The organism is Candidatus Omnitrophota bacterium, assembly GCA_028717245.1.
In the GTDB taxonomy this organism is placed as follows: domain Bacteria; phylum Omnitrophota; class Gorgyraeia; order Gygaellales; family Profunditerraquicolaceae; genus JAGUYA01.
Genome location: JAQUOD010000006.1, coordinates 78,167 through 96,260, shown reverse-complemented (window position 1 = coordinate 96,260; position 18,094 = coordinate 78,167). Strand labels below are relative to the sequence as shown.

Below are 18,094 nucleotides of genomic sequence, written 5' to 3'. Positions count from 1 at the left end.
AGGCGTATCCTCCTTTGCTGGGCTTAACAGCCCGGTTAGGTTAATAATTTGCGTTATCAACCTAAGAGGATATGCCTTTTTTATTTGTATGGCAATATCAAAAGTGCGAAAGATATTTTACTTTATGGTAAAAATTCATATGCTCTCTAACGGCTGCCTTGGGTTATTATTTTAGCGTTTCGCTTCCGCGTGCTGAAAATCTTTGCTGACGCACTGCGGTTTACGTCTCGCTGTCGCTCGAGCCTTACCCGGGTAAGAGTAGGTTGCTCGGCTTTCGCTCGACGTAATCCCTTGTGCACTCCTGCCAAAGATTTTCTAATGCACGCTCCAGCAAAACACTAAAATTTATCAATTCTAGCTATCCGCTAAATGATGCATCTGGCAGTTTTCGAGCTAACGTAAGGGTTTAGTGGGTGGCAAGGCTGTTTTCGAACAGCATGTAGTTTGTGCGAACGGCCAGGGTTCACCTGCTAATACAAAGTCAGTGAGAGTGAGCACAAACTCCAAGCGACAAATTCCTCGATGGGGAATTTGGAGCGGTGCTGGAGAAAATAGCCTTGACAGGACCCACTACCTTGTTAAGCGAGAAAACTGACAGGTTCATTTGTCTATATTGCCAGGGATACTCTCTCCTCGCCAAGCAGGGATTCGATATCCCCGATTAATTGCTCTGAAGGCAAAACGTAGAGCCCTTCGCCGACCACTAAATGTATCCTGGATTTAGCGGGAGTATCTAAGTGCAGATAAATAGGGACCCTTCCGGAATGTTGGGCTAGTAATTCTTTTAAGGACTCAAAAAGATTTTCTCTTATACCTGAAAGATTAATATTTACGCTGCTGATTAATTTATAGACTTCATCCATAGGGAATAGGTCGTTAGCAATAATTTTCGGCGTATCTTCCTTCAGGTTAAGCCTGCCCCTGACCATCACCACGGTATTCGGCTGAATATATTTGGCTGACTTCATAAAGGCAGCCGGAAAAACCAGCACTTCTACCGCCCCATCCAAGTCTTCCAGTTTTAAAATCGCCATCTTCTCCTGCTTTGCCCGGGTAACTGTCTGTTTTATCTTGGCAATCAGGCCTACTATTTTTATCTCACGGCCGTCCTCATACTGAGAAAGATTATTGGTAGAAGAAGAGGTAAAACGTTTCAACTGCTGGGCATAGCGCGCCAGAGGATGCCCGGTGACATAAAAACCTAACATATCTTTTTCAAAAGCAAGCAACTGCGGTTCGGGCCACTCTTTTACCGAAGGCAGATTATTCAAGGTATTTTTAAAACCATTCTCAGAGAACCCGCCTTCAAAAAAAGACATCTGGCCCTTTGCCTTTTCCTTATGCATCCTGGAGGTAAACTCAAGCGTAGTATCCAGCGCCACAAACATCTGGGCGCGGGCCAGCCTGAATCCGTCCAGCGCCCCGCATTTGATTAAACTCTCCAGCACCTTACGGTTAACCAGCCTGGAATCAATACGCTGGCACATATCTTCTAATGACTCAAATTGCCCGTCTTTCTGCCTGGCCTGAACCAGAGACTCTACGGCCCCGCCACCTACATTCTTTACTGCCAAAAGCCCAAAACGGATAGTTTTATCGTCTACTACTTTAAATAAAGCCTCACTCTCATTGATATCAGGGGGCAAAACCTTAATCCCCATATGCGTGGCTTCGTTGACATACTCCACGATTTTATCGGTGTTATCCCTTTCTGAAGTCAGGAGCGCGCACATAAACTCAACCGGAAAATTCGCTTTAAGATAAGCGGTGCGGTAAGAGATCATGGCATAGGCAGCCGAATGTGATTTATTAAATCCATACCCGGAAAAATATTCTATCAAGTCGAATATCCGGTTAGACACGGATTCGCTAATCTCGTTCTTCGCGCAGCCTAAAACAAAATTTTTCCTCTGCTGCTCCATTACCTCCGGTATCTTTTTGGCTATTGCCCTGCGCAAAAGGTCAGCCTGCGCCAGGCTAAAACCCGCCAGCTCCGAGACAATCTGCATAATCTGTTCCTGATAAACGATAATACCGTGGGTTTCTTTTAAGATTTTCTCAAGTTTGGGGTGCTGGTATTTTATCGGGACGCGGTTGTGCCGGCGCTGCATGAAATCATCCAACATCCCAGACCCCATTGGCCCGGGCCGGTATAAGGCTAAAAGCGCGATTAAATCCTCAAAACGCTCCGGCTCTAATTTTTTCAATAGCTCCCGCATACCGGAACTCTCCACCTGGAATACTCCCATAGTATGGCCAGAGGCTAAAAGTTTATAGGTATTGGAGTCGTCCAAAGGCATATTTTCAATATCAATAGTTTTGCCTCTGGTTTTTTGAATGATCTTTACGGTCTCATCAATAACGGTCAATGTCCGAAGGCCCAGGAAATCTACTTTTAATAAGCCGATCTTTTCTAAGACCGACATACTATAACCGCTGGTTATCTGGTCATCCTGCGTTTTAAAGAGAGGCGTATATTCCTCAAGCGGCTTATCGGCAATCACTACCCCTGCGGCATGGGTAGAGGCGTGGCGGTTCAATCCCTCAAGCGATAAGGCAGTATCAATTAATTTGGTTATCTGGGGGTCATTCTTATATAGGTTCTTTAGCTCTGCCTCGCTTTCTAAGGCATCCTTTAAGGTAAGGCTGGGGTCAGGCGGGATTAATTTGGCAATGCGGTCAACATCAGCATAGGCAATACCCATTACCCTGCCCACATCCCTGACTACCGCGCGCGCCTGCATTGTCCCGAAGGTAATAATCTGGGCGACATTGTGCTGGCCGTATTTTTTGGTTACATAATCAATAACCTCATTCCTTCTTTCATAACAGAAATCTATGTCGATATCCGGCAGCCCCAGCCTTTCAGGGTTTAAGAAACGTTCAAAGAGTAAGCCGTATTTCAAAGGGTTGATATCAGTAATGCCTAAAAGATAACTCACCAGGCTCCCCGCAGCCGAACCCCGGCCAGGGCCTACGGGGATATGGCTGTCTTTGGCGTAACGTATGAAATCCCAAACAATCAGGAAGTAACTGATAAATCCCCTGCTCTTGATAATCTTTAGTTCGTGCTCCAGCCTCTCTTTTATAGCGGAATCTGCCTGCGGGAACCTCACCCTTAAACCCTCTTCGCAGAGTTCCTTTAAAAATTCCTCTTTAGTTTTTCCCTCGGGTGGTTCATAACGGGGCAGGTGTATTTTGGAAAAATCCAGCTCCAGGTTACAACGGCCGGCTACCTCCAGGGTATTGGCAATGGCCTGCGGCGTATCCTTAAACATCTCCTTCATCTCCTGGGGAGACTTAAAATAAAATTCATCGGTCTGAAAACGCATCCTGTTGGGGTCATCGAGCGTAGTCTGGGTCTGGATGCAAAGCAGGGCCTCGTGGCTCCTAGCGTGTTCCTTGCGCAGATAGTGCACGTCGTTGGTGGCGATAAGAGGGATATTTAACTCCTTGGATATCTTAATTAATCCCTCATTCACTATCTTTTGCTCCGGGATAAGATTCTCCTGTATCTCAAGATAGAAGTTATCTTTGCCTAATATATTGGAAAATTCATCCGCGGCTTTTAAGGCGTCATTAAAGCGGCGCTGCTGCAATAGGGTAGGTATTTCGCCTTTTAAGCAGGCACTCAGGCCAATAAGGCCTTTTTTATACTTAGAGAGTGTCTCTTTATCAATACGCGGGCGATAATAAAATCCTTCCAGATACCCGAGTGAGACTAATTTTATCAGGTTCTGGTATCCGGTTTCGTCTTTAACCAGAAGTATAAGGTGATACGACGCTTCATCCATCCCGCCGGCACCTTTGTCCAGGCGGCTTCCCGGAGCAATATAAACCTCGCAGCCGATAATAGGCTTAATCCCGGCTTTGCGGGCCTCTAAATAAAAATCAATTACCCCGAACATATTCCCGTGGTCGGTAATGGCAAGGGAATCCATTTTATAGAGTTTTGCCTGTTCTAAGAGTTCGCGTATACGGCAGGCGCCGTCAAGAAGGCTGTATTGGGTGTGTAAATGGAGGTGGATAAATTCACTTCGAGGCATTTGAGTTCGTTGAGTTATTGAGTTCGTTGAGTTATTGAGTTCTCAAACCCTATGAACTCAATGGACTCTATAAACTCAATAACTATTTTATTCCCACTCAATGGTCGCGGGAGGCTTGGATGAGATATCGTAAACTACGCGGTTTACGCCCTTAACTTCATTGATAATGCGGTTGGAAATCTTTTCTAAGACCTCGTAGGGGAGTTTGACCCAGTCCGCGGTCATACCGTCAAAACTGGACACGCAGCGCAGCGCTACCACATTCTCATAGGTCCGCTCATCGCCCATCACCCCGACACTTTTTATAGGCAGGAGTATGGCAAAAGACTGCCAGAGCTGCTCGTAGAGGTTGGCGTTTTTGACTTCTTCGACTACGCGCCGGTCTACTTCGCGTAAAAGATTAAGGCGCGCAGGAGTCACCTCGCCTATGATCCTTATGGCTAAACCCGGGCCGGGAAAAGGCTGACGGTAAATTATTGCATTAGGCATACCCAACTCCATGGCGATACGGCGCACCTCGTCTTTAAATAAATCCCGTAGCGGCTCGATGAGCTTGAGTTTCATCCGGCTGGGCAGGCCCCCTACATTATGATGTGTTTTGATTTTACTCGAAGGCGCTCCGGTAACTGAGATAGACTCAATCACGTCAGGATACAACGTCCCCTGGCCCAGAAACTTTGACCCCTTTACCTTGGCAGCTTCTTCTTCAAAGACCTTAACAAACTCATCGCCGATAATCTTTCTCTTTTCTTCAGGGTCAGTGATGCCTTCTAAGCGTTTTAAGAAACGCTTGCCCCTGTCCACATAACCCAGGTTCAAATGATAAATAGTGCGGAATATCTTTTTTACCTGCTGCGGCTCGTCTTTTCTTAATAGGCCGTTATCTATAAAGATACACCTTAACCTTCTGCCTATGGCTTTATGGATTAATAACGCCGCTACCGAAGAATCCACTCCGCCGCTTAAACCCAGGACTACCTTGTCCTTGCCTATTGTCTTTTTGATGTTATCTATGGACTCACGGACAAATGACTGCATTGTCCAACGGCCGAGGCAACCGCAAACCTTAAAGAGAAAATTCCCCAAAATCTGGCTGCCTCTGTCGGTATGAGTTACTTCGGGATGGAACTGCACTGCGAATACCTTCATCCTGCGGTTACCCATAGCGGCAATAGGGGCATTACCGGTATGCGCAACGGCATGGAATCCAGGGGGCAATTTCGAGACATAATCGCCGTGGCTGGCCCAACAGGTCAGATTTCCGGGAAGGCCGCTGAATAAATCGCGGTTATCATCAATGAATAATTCTGTCTTACCGTATTCGCGCTCTTTGGTATGTTTGACTTTGCCGCCTAAAACCTCTGTGATAACCTGCATACCGTAGCAGATGCCTAAAATCGGCACGCCTAATTTAAAAATACCTTTATCCGGATAGCGGCCCTTCTTCTCTACCACTGACAAGGGGCTGCCGGAAAGAATTAAACCCTTTGGTGCTATCGCGGCTATCTCTTTGGCGCTGGTATTATAAGGTATGATTTTAGAAAATACCTTATTCTCCCGCACGCGCCGCGCAATCAACTGGGTATATTGCGAACCAAAATCCAAAATTAAAATTACTTGTCTGCCCATTTTATTATTCCACCTCTAACATTCAAACATTTAAACATCACTTTCCCATCCCCACCCGCTGGCCGACCTGAAAGATTTTTCCTTCGGTCTGTATTGAAGGGGCGATAATAATCTCTACATCGTGCATCTCTTTTAAGTCAGAAGCACCCAATGAACCCATGGAGGTCTTCAGCGCCCCTATCAGGTTTTGCGAGCCATCGTCTACCTTAGCCGGCCCAAAGAGGATATCTTTTAACGAGCCGGTTGTGCCCACGTGGATACGCGTTCCGCGCGGCAGGTTTACGTGCGAGGTAGCCATGCCCCAGTGGTAACCTTTACCCGGGGCTTCTTTTGCCCGCGCGAAGCTGGAACCAATCATCACCGCATCCGCTCCGCAGGCGAATGCCTTGCATATATCGCCGCCGCGGTTCATCCCGCCGTCGGTAATTATAGGTATATATTTGCCCTTGCTTTTAAAATAAAAATCCCGCGCCGCGGCAGCATCTACCGTAGCAGTTACCTGCGGCACGCCGATCCCCAGGACCCCCCGGGTAGTACAGGCAGCGCCCGGCCCGATCCCGATTAACAAACCTGCCGCGCCCGTTTCCATAAGCGCTAGCGTCGTCTCGTAGGTCACGCAATTTCCGATAATCACCGGGATCTTTGTGGATTTACAGAATTTAAATAAGTCCAGGCTGCTATATTCTTTAGCGATATGTTTTGTGGTAGTAACAGTGGACTGTACGACAAACATATCCGCGCCGGCGCTAACGGCAATTTTCGCAAACTTTTCCGCATGGGCAGGTATACAACTCACTACTGCCGTGCCCTTATTGCTTTTAATCTCTCTTATCCTCTTAGAGATAAGCTTTTCTTTAGCAGGGATATTATAGAATGACTGGATTAATTCGGTAGCTTTATCAGGTGTAGCCCTGGCAATTTTTTTCAAGACCTCATCCGGATTTTCATAGCGCGTCTGCACGCCGTCGAGATTTAATACGGCGATGCCGCCTAATTTAGACATCTCAATGGCAAAACGCACATCCACAACCCCGTCCATGGCTGCGGCTAATATGGGCACCTTGAATTCTCTGCCTGCAATCTTAAAAGCAGTATCTACCTCCTGGGGGTTTACGGTCTGTGCCCCGGGCACAAGCGCGATTTCGTCAAAACCGTAGCACCTGCGGCTGCGCCTGCCTATGCCTATCCACTCTGCCATAGCTTTACTCCTTGATATAAGTTATTATTTTCCAAATAGTTATAATCTGACATGTCTTTTTTGCGGGTAATTTAAGAAACGATAGAAACAAATTTTATACCAACATTCACTCCTTGTCAATAATTATTTTCGCACCAGGTGCCCGATTAGCTTTGCACCTGGTGCGGAACTGAGATTGTACCTGTCCCTTCTGAAAATAAAAGGGGCGAAGTTTTACCTTCGCCCCTTACTTACAGCTTATAGCTGATTTAATACATCCCTCCGCCCATTCCGCCCATTCCGCCACCCGGTGGCATAGGCATAGGAGCTTCTTTCTCGGGTTTTTCAGTAACTACTGCTTCGGTCATCAATAATAATGCGGCCACGCTGGCAGCATTTTGTAAGGCAGAACGCGTAACCTTGGTAGGATCGATGACGCCTGCGTCTATCATATCCACATAAGCATCCTGGCTGACATCGTAACCGATATTGGTCTTTTCCTGTTTTATGCGCTGCACCACTACAGAACCCTCTAACCCGGCATTGTCTGCCAACTGCCTAATGGGCTCTTCCAATGACCGCTTGATAATATCCACGCCTATTTTCTCATCGCCTTCAAGTTTGAGTTTATCTAACGCCGGGAGGGTACGTAACAACGCTACCCCGCCGCCGGGGACTATACCTTCCTCGACTGCTGCGCGTGTGGCATGCAAGGCATCTTCTACGCGCGCCTTCTTTTCTTTCATTTCAGTCTCGGTAGCGGCACCTACATTAATCACCGCTACTCCGCCGGCAAGTTTTGCCAGGCGTTCTTGAAGCTTCTCTTTATCATAATCCGAATCCGTATCCTCGATCTGTTTCTTGATCTGGGCAATCCTACCGTTAATCGCCTGGGTCTTACCTGCACCTTCTACTAAAGTAGTATTTTCCTTATCTACCTTGACCCGCTTTGCCCGGCCTAAATCCTCAATATCTACGTTCTCCAGTTTTATTCCTAAATCTTCGGTGAGGGCTTTGCCGTTAGTAAGGACCGCTATGTCTTCAAGCATGGCCTTACGCCTGTCGCCATAACCCGGGGCCTTCACTGCACAAGCAACAAAGGTACCGCGGATCTTATTCACGACTAAGGTAGCCAATGCCTCGCCTTCAACTTCTTCGGCAATAATCAAAAGGGGTTTTCCTACGCGCGCTATTTTTTCTAAAAGCGGCAGTATGTCTTTTATCGAAGAAATCTTTTTCTCGTAGATGAGTATATACGGCTCCTCCAAAATAACTTCCATCCTCTCGGCATCAGTCACAAAATAAGGAGAAAGATACCCCTGGTCAAACTGCATCCCTTCGACAACCTCTAAAGTAGTAGCAGTTGACTTGGCCTCCTCAACAGTGATAACCCCGTCTTTACCTACCTTATCCATTGCTTCGGCAATCAAATCACCGATAGCAGTATCGCAGTTTGCGGCGATAGAAGCAACCTGCGCTACTTCTTTCTTATCCTTAATGGGGGTGGAGAGTTTCCTTAATTCATCGGTAACTTTTTCTACTGCCTTTTCAATCCCCCGTTTTAAGGCCATGGGGTTTGCTCCGGCAGTCACGTTCTTTAGGCCTTCGCGATAAATCGCCTCGGCTAAAATCGTAGCTGTAGTGGTGCCGTCACCGGCAACATCAGATGTTTTTTCCGCAACTTCCTTGACCATCTGCGCGCCCATATTTTCAAAAGGGTCTTCCAGGTCAATCTCTTTGGCTACGGTCACCCCATCTTTAGTAATAGTGGGTGAGCCGAATTTTTTGTCTATAACCACATTACGGCCTTTAGGCCCTAAGGTTACCTTGACTGCCCGGGCCAGCTGCTCTACGCCGCTTAGAATTTTCCTGCGGCCTTCGTCCTGAAATAATAATTGCTTTGCCATTTTATGAACCTCCTTTTAAATAAGTGTATCAAAGTGTCAATGTGTCAGAGTGTCAAAGAAAAAACTTTGATACTTTGACACCTGATACCCTGACACCCCCTTCATTTCATTATAGCTAAGATGTCTTCCTCGCGCATAATCAGCAATTCTTCGCCTTCTTTAGTGGTAATTTCGTTACCGGAATATTTTCCGTATAACACCTTATCCCCGACTTTTACTTCTAACGCGTGCATAGTGCCGTTTTCTAAAATTTTGCCTTTACCTACAGCTACTACCTTGCCCTCCTGGGGCTTTTCTTTGGCAGTATCAGGCAAAACTATGCCGCCCTTTGTCTTTGCCTCTGCCTCTAAAGGCTTTACCACTACGCGGTCTCCCAATGGTTGAATGTTCATCTCTTACACCTCCTTATTTTGAGTTAATTGAGTTTTTTGAGTTACTTGAGTTCTTTGAGTTATCAAACTCAATAAACCCTACAAACTCTATGAACTCAATGAACTCAATTAGCACTCTTTTCTACAGAGTGCTAATTATAAAAGAAAAAAATATTTTGTCAAGAATTTTTTTTATTATTTGTTGTAAGATTTATCATAGATACCACTTTAGCGGCTGTCTTGTCTTGCTTTCTCGCAGCACCGCTTTAATTTTACCCTCATACAAAGCAGCGGGTCCTCACCGCGTGGTGAGCCTCTCGTCAAATTTTCCTCGAGGCATCCCCCGCGTCACCCGCTGGACATTATAAATAACGCTCGCATAAACTATATGCTGTTCAAAAACAAACCAAGCCGCCCGCTAAAAAATAACTTAGCGATTTACAACAAATAAGTAACGGGTGGTAGTGAGGGAAAACGAACTATTTATTGAGCAGACGGTTGATTTTATCTACCAGCGTCTTGAGTTCATCCTTTGGCCGCAGCCTGATATGGCCCTGGCCTTTACCGGCAATCCTCTCCTCCAGTTCCCTCTCTATTCTAAAGAGGGGCCCGGCTATCCTATGGGATAATTCCATCGCCATCAGCCAAATTAAAAGAAAAATAACAGGCAGGGATATAAGGATAATAAAATTTATCTTTCTTAAAACCGGTATAAGGTTGTAAGCGATGATCTCCGGGATTCCGATATGCCAGGCCAGGAGATTGAATATCAGGTAATACAAGACTGCGGATACGATAGCCGTAGGTATTACGGCGGAGGCAAAAATTAAAACCAAGAGCCTCTTTTGAAAAGAAGTGCCCATATACTTCTTTTTCCTTCTAATTTTCTCCATCTTTATACCCCACTTTTATTTCGTCGTAATCCGCCTCTGCGGTACTGACGGTGTTATCCGTGTCTGTCATAATGGCTATCGCCCCTACGCTACCTGGTTCCCTGCCGAAGGCCTTCTTAAAATCTGCGTAAATATTTCTTTTTTCAAAAACCCATTTCCCTAAATTTTCTTCTCCGGATTCCGCCACAATGATTTTTATATTTCTATAATAGGGGCTGCTCATTAGTGTCCCCTTAGGGAGGCTTTTATCCCAGACGTATTCCAGGCTCTTGGTGTTGGTAAAGAAAAAACTGGGGAAGATTACATAGAATCTGGCAGCGTAATCATCTTTCTCTATCCATTGGCTGGTTGCGGGCTCGCCACTGGCCTTATCGGGAAATTTGATCACCTTCCATTTCCAGCTGGCTATAGGATATTTTTTAGGGTGGAAACTGATTTCATAAAAAATACCTGAGGCGGAATTATTACTGTAAGCGGTTAAATATCCCCCTCTCTTCTCTACTCTCACGGAATATAAGACCCTGCCCTTGAATATCTTCTCATCCCATTCGGCCAGGGCATCCTTTTTATCAAAAGAAAACCACTTATCTGTCCGCGCCGCAAAAGCAGGAGAAATTAAAAATGCGGATATCCCTAAAACAGCTATGACCGATAGCGTAAACCTTATCTTCCTTTTCATCATGGCTCTATTTTACTCCTAAATTATGCCTTGTGCAATAAAATTTAATCCCTTAAGCGTCAAATCCCTGTCTATTTTATCTATCCTTTTACAATACCCGCTGATTAAATTGATATCGCCGCCTGTGCCGATTACCTTGGCTTTGCGGCCGATTTTTTTTCTAATCCTGGCTACCAGCTCATCAGTGAGGCTAGCAAAGCCATAAACTAAGCCGCTACGTATGCTGTTTTTGGTGTCGCGGCCGATAAATTCCTTCGGGGCCCTTAAGCTGATTTTAGGCAATAGCGCGGTCCGCTCGGCGAGGGCGTCCAGAGATATCTTCAAACCGGGCAAAATCATCCCGCCTAAATATTCTTTTTTTCCGGAAATAATATCAAAGGTAACAGCTGTGCCGAAATCCACCACAACTAAAGGCGCGCCATAAAGTATAACGCCTGCATAGGCATTGACTAAACGGTCCTGGCCTACCTGCTTGGGATTGCGGTAAAGATTCTCTATAGGGACTTTTACATCCTTACCTATAATATATGGCCGTTTACCCATCAGCTTCTTCAGGCCCTGCGCTAAAATACCAGTCATACGCGGGACAACACTACAGATGATACTGGCCCGGATATCTATTCTACCCAGCAGTTTTCTTATTTTTTCCAAACCATAATCCTGCGTCGGGATAGTAAATCTTTTCAGGATTCTATCCCCTCTGAATATACCGCAGGTTATATTGGTATTACCTATATCAATGGCTAATAACATATATTTAAGAATTATTTTAGCTATAAGCCGTAAGCTCTAAGTCTTAAGCTTAAAGCTTACCGCTTAAAGCTTACAACTGCCTTTAGCTCCCTTATTTTATCTCTAATAACCGCTGCCTTCTCAAACTGCAGGTTCCTTGCTGCCAGTTCCATCTCATATTGTAACTGCGAAATATATTTATTCAACTCATATTCGTCTTTTGCTTCACCGGTTAAATTCGCCACGAATTCTTCAGCCTCTTCCAAGCCCTCAATCCCCTGCCTGATCGCCTTCTGGATGGAACGCGGGGTAATCTTGTTTTTAACATTAAACTCCAACTGTATTTTTCTCCTGCGGTTGCTCTCCGCAATTGCTTTTTTTATCGAACCGGTCATGGTATCCGCATACATGACTACCGTCCCGTTAATATTACGCGCGGCGCGGCCGGCCACCTGAATCAAAGAAGTAGCTGAGCGCAGAAATCCTTCTTTATCGGCATCCAGAATAGCAACCAGCGACACCTCAGGCAAATCCAGCCCTTCCCTAAGCAGGTTTATGCCCACCAAACAATCAAACTCCTGCCGCCTTAAATCCCGCAGTATCTTTGAACGCTCAATAGTCTCTATCTCAGAATGCATATATTTTACCCTTAACCCCTTTTCCTGTAAATAAGCAGTTAAATCCTCGGCCATCCTTTTAGTCAGGGTAGTCACCAATACCCGCTCATTCCTGCCGGAGCGTTTTTTGATTTCTACGATCAAGTCTTCGATTTGCCCGTCGCTGGGCCTGACTAAAATCTCAGGGTCAACCAGGCCCGTAGGTCGGATAATCTGCTCAATAACCTCATCCTGGCTCTTTTTTATTTCATATTCATTAGGCGTAGCGGAGACAAATATCTCCTGTTTTACCAGGCCCTCAAATTCATCAAATTTCATGGGACGATTATCCAGGCAGGAAGGCAGCCGAAAGCCATATTCTACCAGGACTTCTTTTCTTGCCCGGTCGCCCTCATACATACCCCTTATCTGCGGAATTGTTACATGGGATTCATCTATTATAACCAGGAAATCATCCGGGAAATAATCAATTAAACAATATGGCCGGCAGCCCGCAGGCCGGCCGGAGAAATGGCGCGAATAGTTTTCTATGCCGTGGCAATAGCCGATTTCCTTAAGCATCTCCATATCGTATTTGGTGCGCGATTCTAAGCGCTGTGCTTCCAATAATTTATTCTTTTTTCTTAAAAATTCAAGCTGAACCTGTAATTCGGACTCTATGGATTTAAGCGCAGTATCAATTTTATCTTCGGAAACGATAAAGTGCTTAGCCGGATATATTGCTATTTTATCCAACGTGCTTAATATTTCACCGGATATTGGATTGACCTCGGAAATCTTCTCTATCCGATCATTCAGGAATTCTATACGCAAGGCCTTCTCCTGGTAAGAAGGGAATACCTCTACCACATCGCCCCTGACCCGGATTCTCCCGCGGATGAATTCATAATCATTCCTCTCGTACTGTATCTGGATAAATTTTAAAATCAGCGCATCGCGTGCGATGGCCTCGCCTTTCTCCATAAAAACCATTGATCCTTGGTAATCATCAGGCGAACCCAGATTATAAATACAGGATACCGAAGCGACAATAAGCACATCGCGGCGCGACATTAAAGAACTGGTGGATGAAAGCCTTAAACGGTCAAGCCTGTCGTTAATAGAGGCGTCTTTTTCTATATAGGTATCCGTAGCCGGCACATACGCCTCCGGCTGGTAGTAATCGTAATAACTGACGAAATACTCTACGGCATTGTACGGAAAGAATTCCTTGAATTCCGAATAGAGCTGCGCGGCGAGGGTCTTATTGTGGGATATAACTAAGGCGGGTTTGTTGACTTTGGCGATAACATTGGCTAAGGTAAAGGTCTTGCCTGAGCCGGTAACCCCTAATAAGGTCTGGTAGCGATTTGCGGATAAAAGCGCATCCGCCAGTTCCTCGATTGCCCGGGGCTGGTCGCCGCAGGGCTGATAAGCAGAAACCAGCTTGAATTTCTCCATAAATTATAAAATCTCTAAACTTATATCGACTGATTTTATAGAGTGGGTCAGTTCTCCGATGGAAATAATATCCACGCCTGCGGCGGCAATATTCTTTACGCTTTTAAAATCCACCCCACCTGAGGCCTCTAATTTGGTAGGCGGGTGATGGCTGGTAAATTCAGTCTTATTCCTGATCTTCACGGCTTCTTTTATTTCTTTTAGGCCCATATTATCCAGCATAATCACATCCGGTTTAAACTTCAGGGCATGTTTAAATTCTTCCAGGTTCTGCGCCTCTATTTCAATCTTAAAACCTTTAGGGACGCTAGGCAGCTTAGTGTAACCTTCTGTCACCTTAATATGGTTATCCTTAATCAGGATCATTTCATCCAGCCCCATCCTGTGGTTGTGCCCTCCTCCGACCCTGACCGCATATTTTTGTAACTCTCGCAGGCCAGGAATAGTCTTACGGGTATCGCTGATTTTTGTCTTATAAGGCTCTATCTGCCTTACGTATTCCCTGGTCTTGGTGGCTATACCGGAAAGCATAGTCAGTAAATTAAGCGCTACCCTTTCCGCGGTAAGGATGCTGCCGGCGCGGCCGCTAAGCCCTGCTGCTGCCTTGCCTTTTTTCACAAACTGGCCTTCTTTAGCCAGAGGTTTAAAATTTATACTGCTGTCGCTCATTTTAAAAACTCTTTCTGCGACCTCTAGGCCGCAGATTATACAGTCTTCCTTTACCAGCAACTGCGCGTTAATTTCCTTATCCTGCGGGATGGTCAGCTGCGTGGTGATGTCACCCTTACCGATGTCTTCAATTAAAGCATGACGGATAATAGCGTCCAACTTGACCGGGTCTAACTTAGAATCCATCTTTCACCGCCTTTAGTTTTTTGAGCATCTCCCTGAAATCCTTTAATTTCATTTTCTCCTTCTCCACAATCTCTATGGGTGCCCTCTTAGTAAAATTACCATTAGCCAGGATATTCTCTTTTGCTTTTATTTCGGATTCTAACCTGCTGATTTTTTGCCCTATCTTCTTCTGATAATTTTCTCCTTCTGGCATTTCGCCCAAAGGTATGACTACGTGGATATCCTTCAGTACCGCGCTAAACTGGCCGGGGCTGTGGGAATAGTTTTCTTTAAAGGTAATATTTTTTAAACCCGCTAAATTCCGGATACATAACTCTAAAGATTCAAGCAGGGCCTTCTTTTCTTTATTGGTTATATAAAGCTGAACATCTATTTTATCCTGAAGAGGAATCTCCAGTTCTGCGCGCATATTCCTGATGGCGTTAATCACTTCAAAGAGCGTATTCGTCCATGATTCTGCTTTCCTATCAATGAGATTCTCCTGTATATGCGGCCAGGGCTCAACCATTATACTCCTGCTTACCGGCTCATGGCTTACAGCTCTATTTAAAATCTGCCAGATCTCTTCGGTAATAAAAGGCATAAAAGGGTGCATTATCCTTAAAGATTTTTCTAACACCTTATACATAATTACCTGATTATGTTTATTTTTTATATCGGTTTTAACTATCTCCAGATACCAATCACAGAATTCATGCCAGAAAAAAGCATACAAGAGGTTTGCCGCTTCGTTAAATTTATAATTATCCAGGTTTTTATTTACGCCTTTTAAAACCGAGTAGAACCTGCTTAATATCCAGCGGTTGATAATACCGAGGTCTTCTTTTCTGAAAAACTCGCACAGGTCTGTCTTAACAGGGACTGTCCCCGCAGGGGACTGTCCCTGTTCTAAATTCATCAGGATAAACCTGGAGGCATTCCAGATTTTATTAGCGAAATTCCTGCCCTGTTCAAATCTCTCCTGCGATAAAAATATGTCTTGCCCTTCGGCAGTAATGGAGATCAGGCTAAAACGCAAGGCATCCGCGCCATATTCATTGATAATATCCAAAGGGTCAATAATATTACCCAGGGACTTGGACATCTTTTTGCCTTCTATATCGCGCACTGTGCCGTGGATATAAACATCCTTAAAGGGCATCTCCCGCATAAATTCCAACCCCGCCATAATCATCCGGGCCACCCAGAAAAAGATTATTTCCGGGGCAGTTACTAAAACAGAGGTGGGATAAAAATATTTTAAATCCTTGACAGGGTCTGTCCCCGAAGGGGACTGACCCTTCCGTACTGGCCAATAGAACGTAGCAAACGGCCAGAGCCACGACGAAAACCAGGTATCTAGAACGTCTTCGTCCTGATAAATATCCGTTGAGTTACAATCCGGGCATTTTCCGGGTTTAGTCTTGGACACAATGACGCCATCGTTTTTAGGGACAGTCCCCTTGGTCTTTAATTGGCCTAACATCTGCGGGGACAGTCCCTGTTTTTCACAATTTTTACAATAATATACTGGCAAACGGTGCCCCCACCAGATCTGCCGCGATATGCACCAGTCCTGGATATTCTCCATCCAGTTTAAATAAACCTTCATCCAGCGCTTAGGATGGAATTTAATTTTTCCTTTCTTGACTGCCTCAATAGCCGGCTTAGCCAGCGGCTTCATCTTTACAAACCATTGCTTAGATAAATACGGCTCAATGATAGTATGGCAGCGGTAACAATGCCCGGAGGATAATTGATGGGGCTGGATTTTTTCCAGTAAACCTTTTTCTTTCAGGTCTTCCAGGATAACTTCTCTCGCCTCAAACCTATCCATATCCTTATAGTCGCCGGCATTATCATTGAGGCGACCGTCCGGATACATAATATTGATGAATTCTAAGTTGTATTTTTTGCCTAAGGCATAATCATTGGGGTCGTGCGCAGGCGTTACTTTCACCGCACCCGTGCCGAATTTCATATCCACCATACTATCGGCAATGATTTTTATTTCCCTGTTCACTAAAGGCAGAATTAAGGTTTTGCCGATAAGGCTCTTATAGCGTTTATCTTTGGGATTAACCGCCACTGCCGTATCGCCTAACATCGTTTCCGGGCGGGTAGTGGCAACTACTATATAAGGGACTGTCCCCGAAATAGCTATATCGAAGTTATGCTTAGGGGACTGTCCCTTAAAAGGATATCTTAAATAATAAAGATTCCCCTGTAATTCGCGGTGCGGTGCCTCTTCATCAGATAGCGCAGTCTGGCAGCGCGGGCACCAGTTAATAATATAACTTCCGCGGTAAATCAGGCCTTTTTCATAAAGCCTGACAAATACCTCAATTACTGCCTCGGAATACTCTTTATCCATCGTAAAGCGGATGCGCTGCCAATCGCAGGAAGCGCCTAATTTTTTCAGCTGATGGATGATAGTTGAACCATATTGCTCTCTCCACTCCCAGACTTTCTCAATGAATTTTTCCCTGCCTAAGTCCTGGCGTTTTAGATTCTCTTTAGCAATTGCCTTTTCTACTACATTCTGGGTGGCAATACCGGCATGGTCAGTCCCCGGCATCCAGAGCGATTCTTCGCCCTTCATTCTGTGATAACGAATAAGTATGTCTTGAATGCTATTGTTCAGGGCATGGCCCATATGCAGGATACCCGTAACATTAGGCGGAGGGATAACTATAGAGAAGGGTTTCTTGGCGGGATTTGCTTTCGCAGAAAATAAATTATTCTCCTCCCAAAACTTATACCACTTATCTTCGGTTTCCTTGGGGTTATAACGACTGGGTAATTCATTCATCCTTTTAAAAAACTCTCTCATAACTTTCTAAATTACAAATAGTTATAGTAACTAAGGGTGGTACTTCGGAGGACATCCCCATAATCCATAATCTTAACTTAATCAATAAAAGAATTATTGTCTAACTCATTGTTAATAATAGGATTATCAACAGCGTCTTGTTTGTTTTGTTTTGTTTGTTTTGTTTTGTTTGTTTGTTTGTTTCTATTTACAACAAGCCGCACAACTAGAGGACAATGACGTAATTTGTGGTTGTGACATGTAGCCAGGAAAGTATTTAGTTTCACACTTCTCGCTATCTAACACTCGGTTTGAAGGCCACTCTACTACAGTGCAGTACTTCTCAAAACACAGGTTACCTGTAGTGACCGAGTCAACCCTTGCGTATATACGATAACCTAACCCTAACTCCGTGCCAGTATCGAATGATCCACAGCCGCTCGTTGAAGCTATCATGGTATATCCTTGACCGCTCGGACAGGAGGCGATATCACTATTCGTACAATAACCAATACAGCTCTCATAATTAGATTGTGCGCTCAACTTACCCCAACCCTTGTTAGTATATATCCAAAGCGCATTATCGCTATATATGACTTCGCCTAGCTGCGGATTGGAAAGGGTATCTTTATCCACAGGTTTGTAGATGACGCTTCTAGCCACAGCTATTTGCCCGTTTTCCGGCGGCTGGTCACCGGCATCTAAGGTGCCATTGCTATCGTTTGTATCGCCCACGGCAAACCTGTTGGTCTGCAGTTGGTTGTATACGCCATACGGCGAAGGATAATAGGTGGTGATGGTGAAGGATTCCTCGGTTGAACTCTGCGGCTCTGCGGCAAAAACAGGCAGATAGAGCAAGAACAATAAGACTAAACTTAGGCCTAATCCTTTTTTAAGCATGCGCCGCCTCCCTATCTTGTTTTATCTTTTAAGAGTTTATACTCAATGGAATCCACC

The 18,094-nt window shown here is 45.0% G+C and carries 12 protein-coding genes; all 12 read right to left on the bottom strand.

The window, feature by feature from the left end; translation table 11 throughout:
- Window positions 1-608: 608 nt before the first annotated feature.
- The 12 genes from PHV44_05025 to PHV44_04970 all read right to left on the bottom strand — a co-directional run bounded on the left by PHV44_05025 (window position 609) and on the right by PHV44_04970 (window position 18,037).
- Complete coding sequence (locus PHV44_05025; GenBank protein MDD5592637.1) at window positions 609-4,046, bottom strand: DNA polymerase III subunit alpha; 3,438 nt, start codon at window positions 4,044-4,046, stop codon at window positions 609-611.
- Between the two features lie 87 nt (window positions 4,047-4,133).
- Window positions 4,134-5,675 carry a glutamine-hydrolyzing GMP synthase gene (gene guaA, locus PHV44_05020; protein MDD5592636.1) on the bottom strand — a complete coding sequence of 514 codons (1,542 nt, stop codon included), beginning with the start codon at window positions 5,673-5,675 and terminating at the stop codon, window positions 4,134-4,136.
- Window positions 5,676-5,712: 37 nt separating this feature from the next.
- Window positions 5,713-6,873, bottom strand: coding sequence for a GuaB3 family IMP dehydrogenase-related protein (locus PHV44_05015; GenBank protein MDD5592635.1), 1,161 nt, complete (start codon window positions 6,871-6,873; stop codon window positions 5,713-5,715).
- Window positions 6,874-7,121: 248 nt separating this feature from the next.
- Complete coding sequence (groL, locus tag PHV44_05010; GenBank protein MDD5592634.1) at window positions 7,122-8,759, bottom strand: chaperonin GroEL; 1,638 nt, start codon at window positions 8,757-8,759, stop codon at window positions 7,122-7,124.
- A 101-nt stretch (window positions 8,760-8,860) separates the two neighbouring features.
- Entirely contained in the window at window positions 8,861-9,151 is a 291-nt protein-coding gene (groES, locus tag PHV44_05005; protein MDD5592633.1) for a co-chaperone GroES, read from the bottom strand.
- Window positions 9,152-9,609: 458 nt separating this feature from the next.
- Window positions 9,610-10,023, bottom strand: a complete 414-nt coding sequence (locus PHV44_05000) for a hypothetical protein (GenBank protein MDD5592632.1) — start codon at window positions 10,021-10,023, stop codon at window positions 9,610-9,612.
- Window positions 10,010-10,702: a DUF3047 domain-containing protein gene (locus PHV44_04995; protein ID MDD5592631.1), complete on the bottom strand. Its 693-nt coding sequence runs from the start codon at window positions 10,700-10,702 to the stop codon at window positions 10,010-10,012. The genes PHV44_05000 and PHV44_04995 overlap by 14 nt, the downstream gene beginning before the upstream one ends.
- An 18-nt stretch (window positions 10,703-10,720) precedes the next feature.
- Complete coding sequence (locus PHV44_04990; protein ID MDD5592630.1) at window positions 10,721-11,455, bottom strand: type III pantothenate kinase; 735 nt, start codon at window positions 11,453-11,455, stop codon at window positions 10,721-10,723.
- A gap of 56 nt (window positions 11,456-11,511) precedes the next feature.
- Window positions 11,512-13,491: an excinuclease ABC subunit UvrB gene (gene uvrB / locus PHV44_04985; GenBank protein MDD5592629.1), complete on the bottom strand. Its 1,980-nt coding sequence runs from the start codon at window positions 13,489-13,491 to the stop codon at window positions 11,512-11,514.
- Window positions 13,492-13,494: 3 nt separating this feature from the next.
- Window positions 13,495-14,346 carry a carboxylating nicotinate-nucleotide diphosphorylase gene (gene nadC, locus PHV44_04980; protein ID MDD5592628.1) on the bottom strand — a complete coding sequence of 284 codons (852 nt, stop codon included), beginning with the start codon at window positions 14,344-14,346 and terminating at the stop codon, window positions 13,495-13,497.
- The gene (locus PHV44_04975; protein MDD5592627.1) at window positions 14,336-17,137 is read right to left on the bottom strand and encodes a valine--tRNA ligase; all 2,802 of its coding nucleotides are present in this window, start codon (window positions 17,135-17,137) and stop codon (window positions 14,336-14,338) included. The genes nadC and PHV44_04975 overlap by 11 nt, the downstream gene beginning before the upstream one ends.
- 204 nt (window positions 17,138-17,341) lie before the next feature.
- On the bottom strand, window positions 17,342-18,037 hold the full coding sequence (locus PHV44_04970) for a hypothetical protein (GenBank protein ID MDD5592626.1): 696 nt from the start codon (window positions 18,035-18,037) through the stop codon (window positions 17,342-17,344).
- Window positions 18,038-18,094: the final 57 nt, after the last annotated feature.

Coding starts and splice junctions, on each gene's coding strand:
- PHV44_05025 (MDD5592637.1), bottom strand. CDS start 4,046: ATGCCTCGAAGTGAATTTATCCACCTCCATTTACACACCCAATACAGC.
- guaA (MDD5592636.1), bottom strand. CDS start 5,675: ATGGGCAGACAAGTAATTTTAATTTTGGATTTTGGTTCGCAATATACC.
- PHV44_05015 (MDD5592635.1), bottom strand. CDS start 6,873: ATGGCAGAGTGGATAGGCATAGGCAGGCGCAGCCGCAGGTGCTACGGT.
- groL (MDD5592634.1), bottom strand. CDS start 8,759: ATGGCAAAGCAATTATTATTTCAGGACGAAGGCCGCAGGAAAATTCTA.
- groES (MDD5592633.1), bottom strand. CDS start 9,151: ATGAACATTCAACCATTGGGAGACCGCGTAGTGGTAAAGCCTTTAGAG.
- PHV44_05000 (MDD5592632.1), bottom strand. CDS start 10,023: ATGGAGAAAATTAGAAGGAAAAAGAAGTATATGGGCACTTCTTTTCAA.
- PHV44_04995 (MDD5592631.1), bottom strand. CDS start 10,702: ATGAAAAGGAAGATAAGGTTTACGCTATCGGTCATAGCTGTTTTAGGG.
- PHV44_04990 (MDD5592630.1), bottom strand. CDS start 11,455: ATGTTATTAGCCATTGATATAGGTAATACCAATATAACCTGCGGTATA.
- uvrB (MDD5592629.1), bottom strand. CDS start 13,491: ATGGAGAAATTCAAGCTGGTTTCTGCTTATCAGCCCTGCGGCGACCAG.
- nadC (MDD5592628.1), bottom strand. CDS start 14,346: ATGGATTCTAAGTTAGACCCGGTCAAGTTGGACGCTATTATCCGTCAT.
- PHV44_04975 (MDD5592627.1), bottom strand. CDS start 17,137: ATGAATGAATTACCCAGTCGTTATAACCCCAAGGAAACCGAAGATAAG.
- PHV44_04970 (MDD5592626.1), bottom strand. CDS start 18,037: ATGCTTAAAAAAGGATTAGGCCTAAGTTTAGTCTTATTGTTCTTGCTC.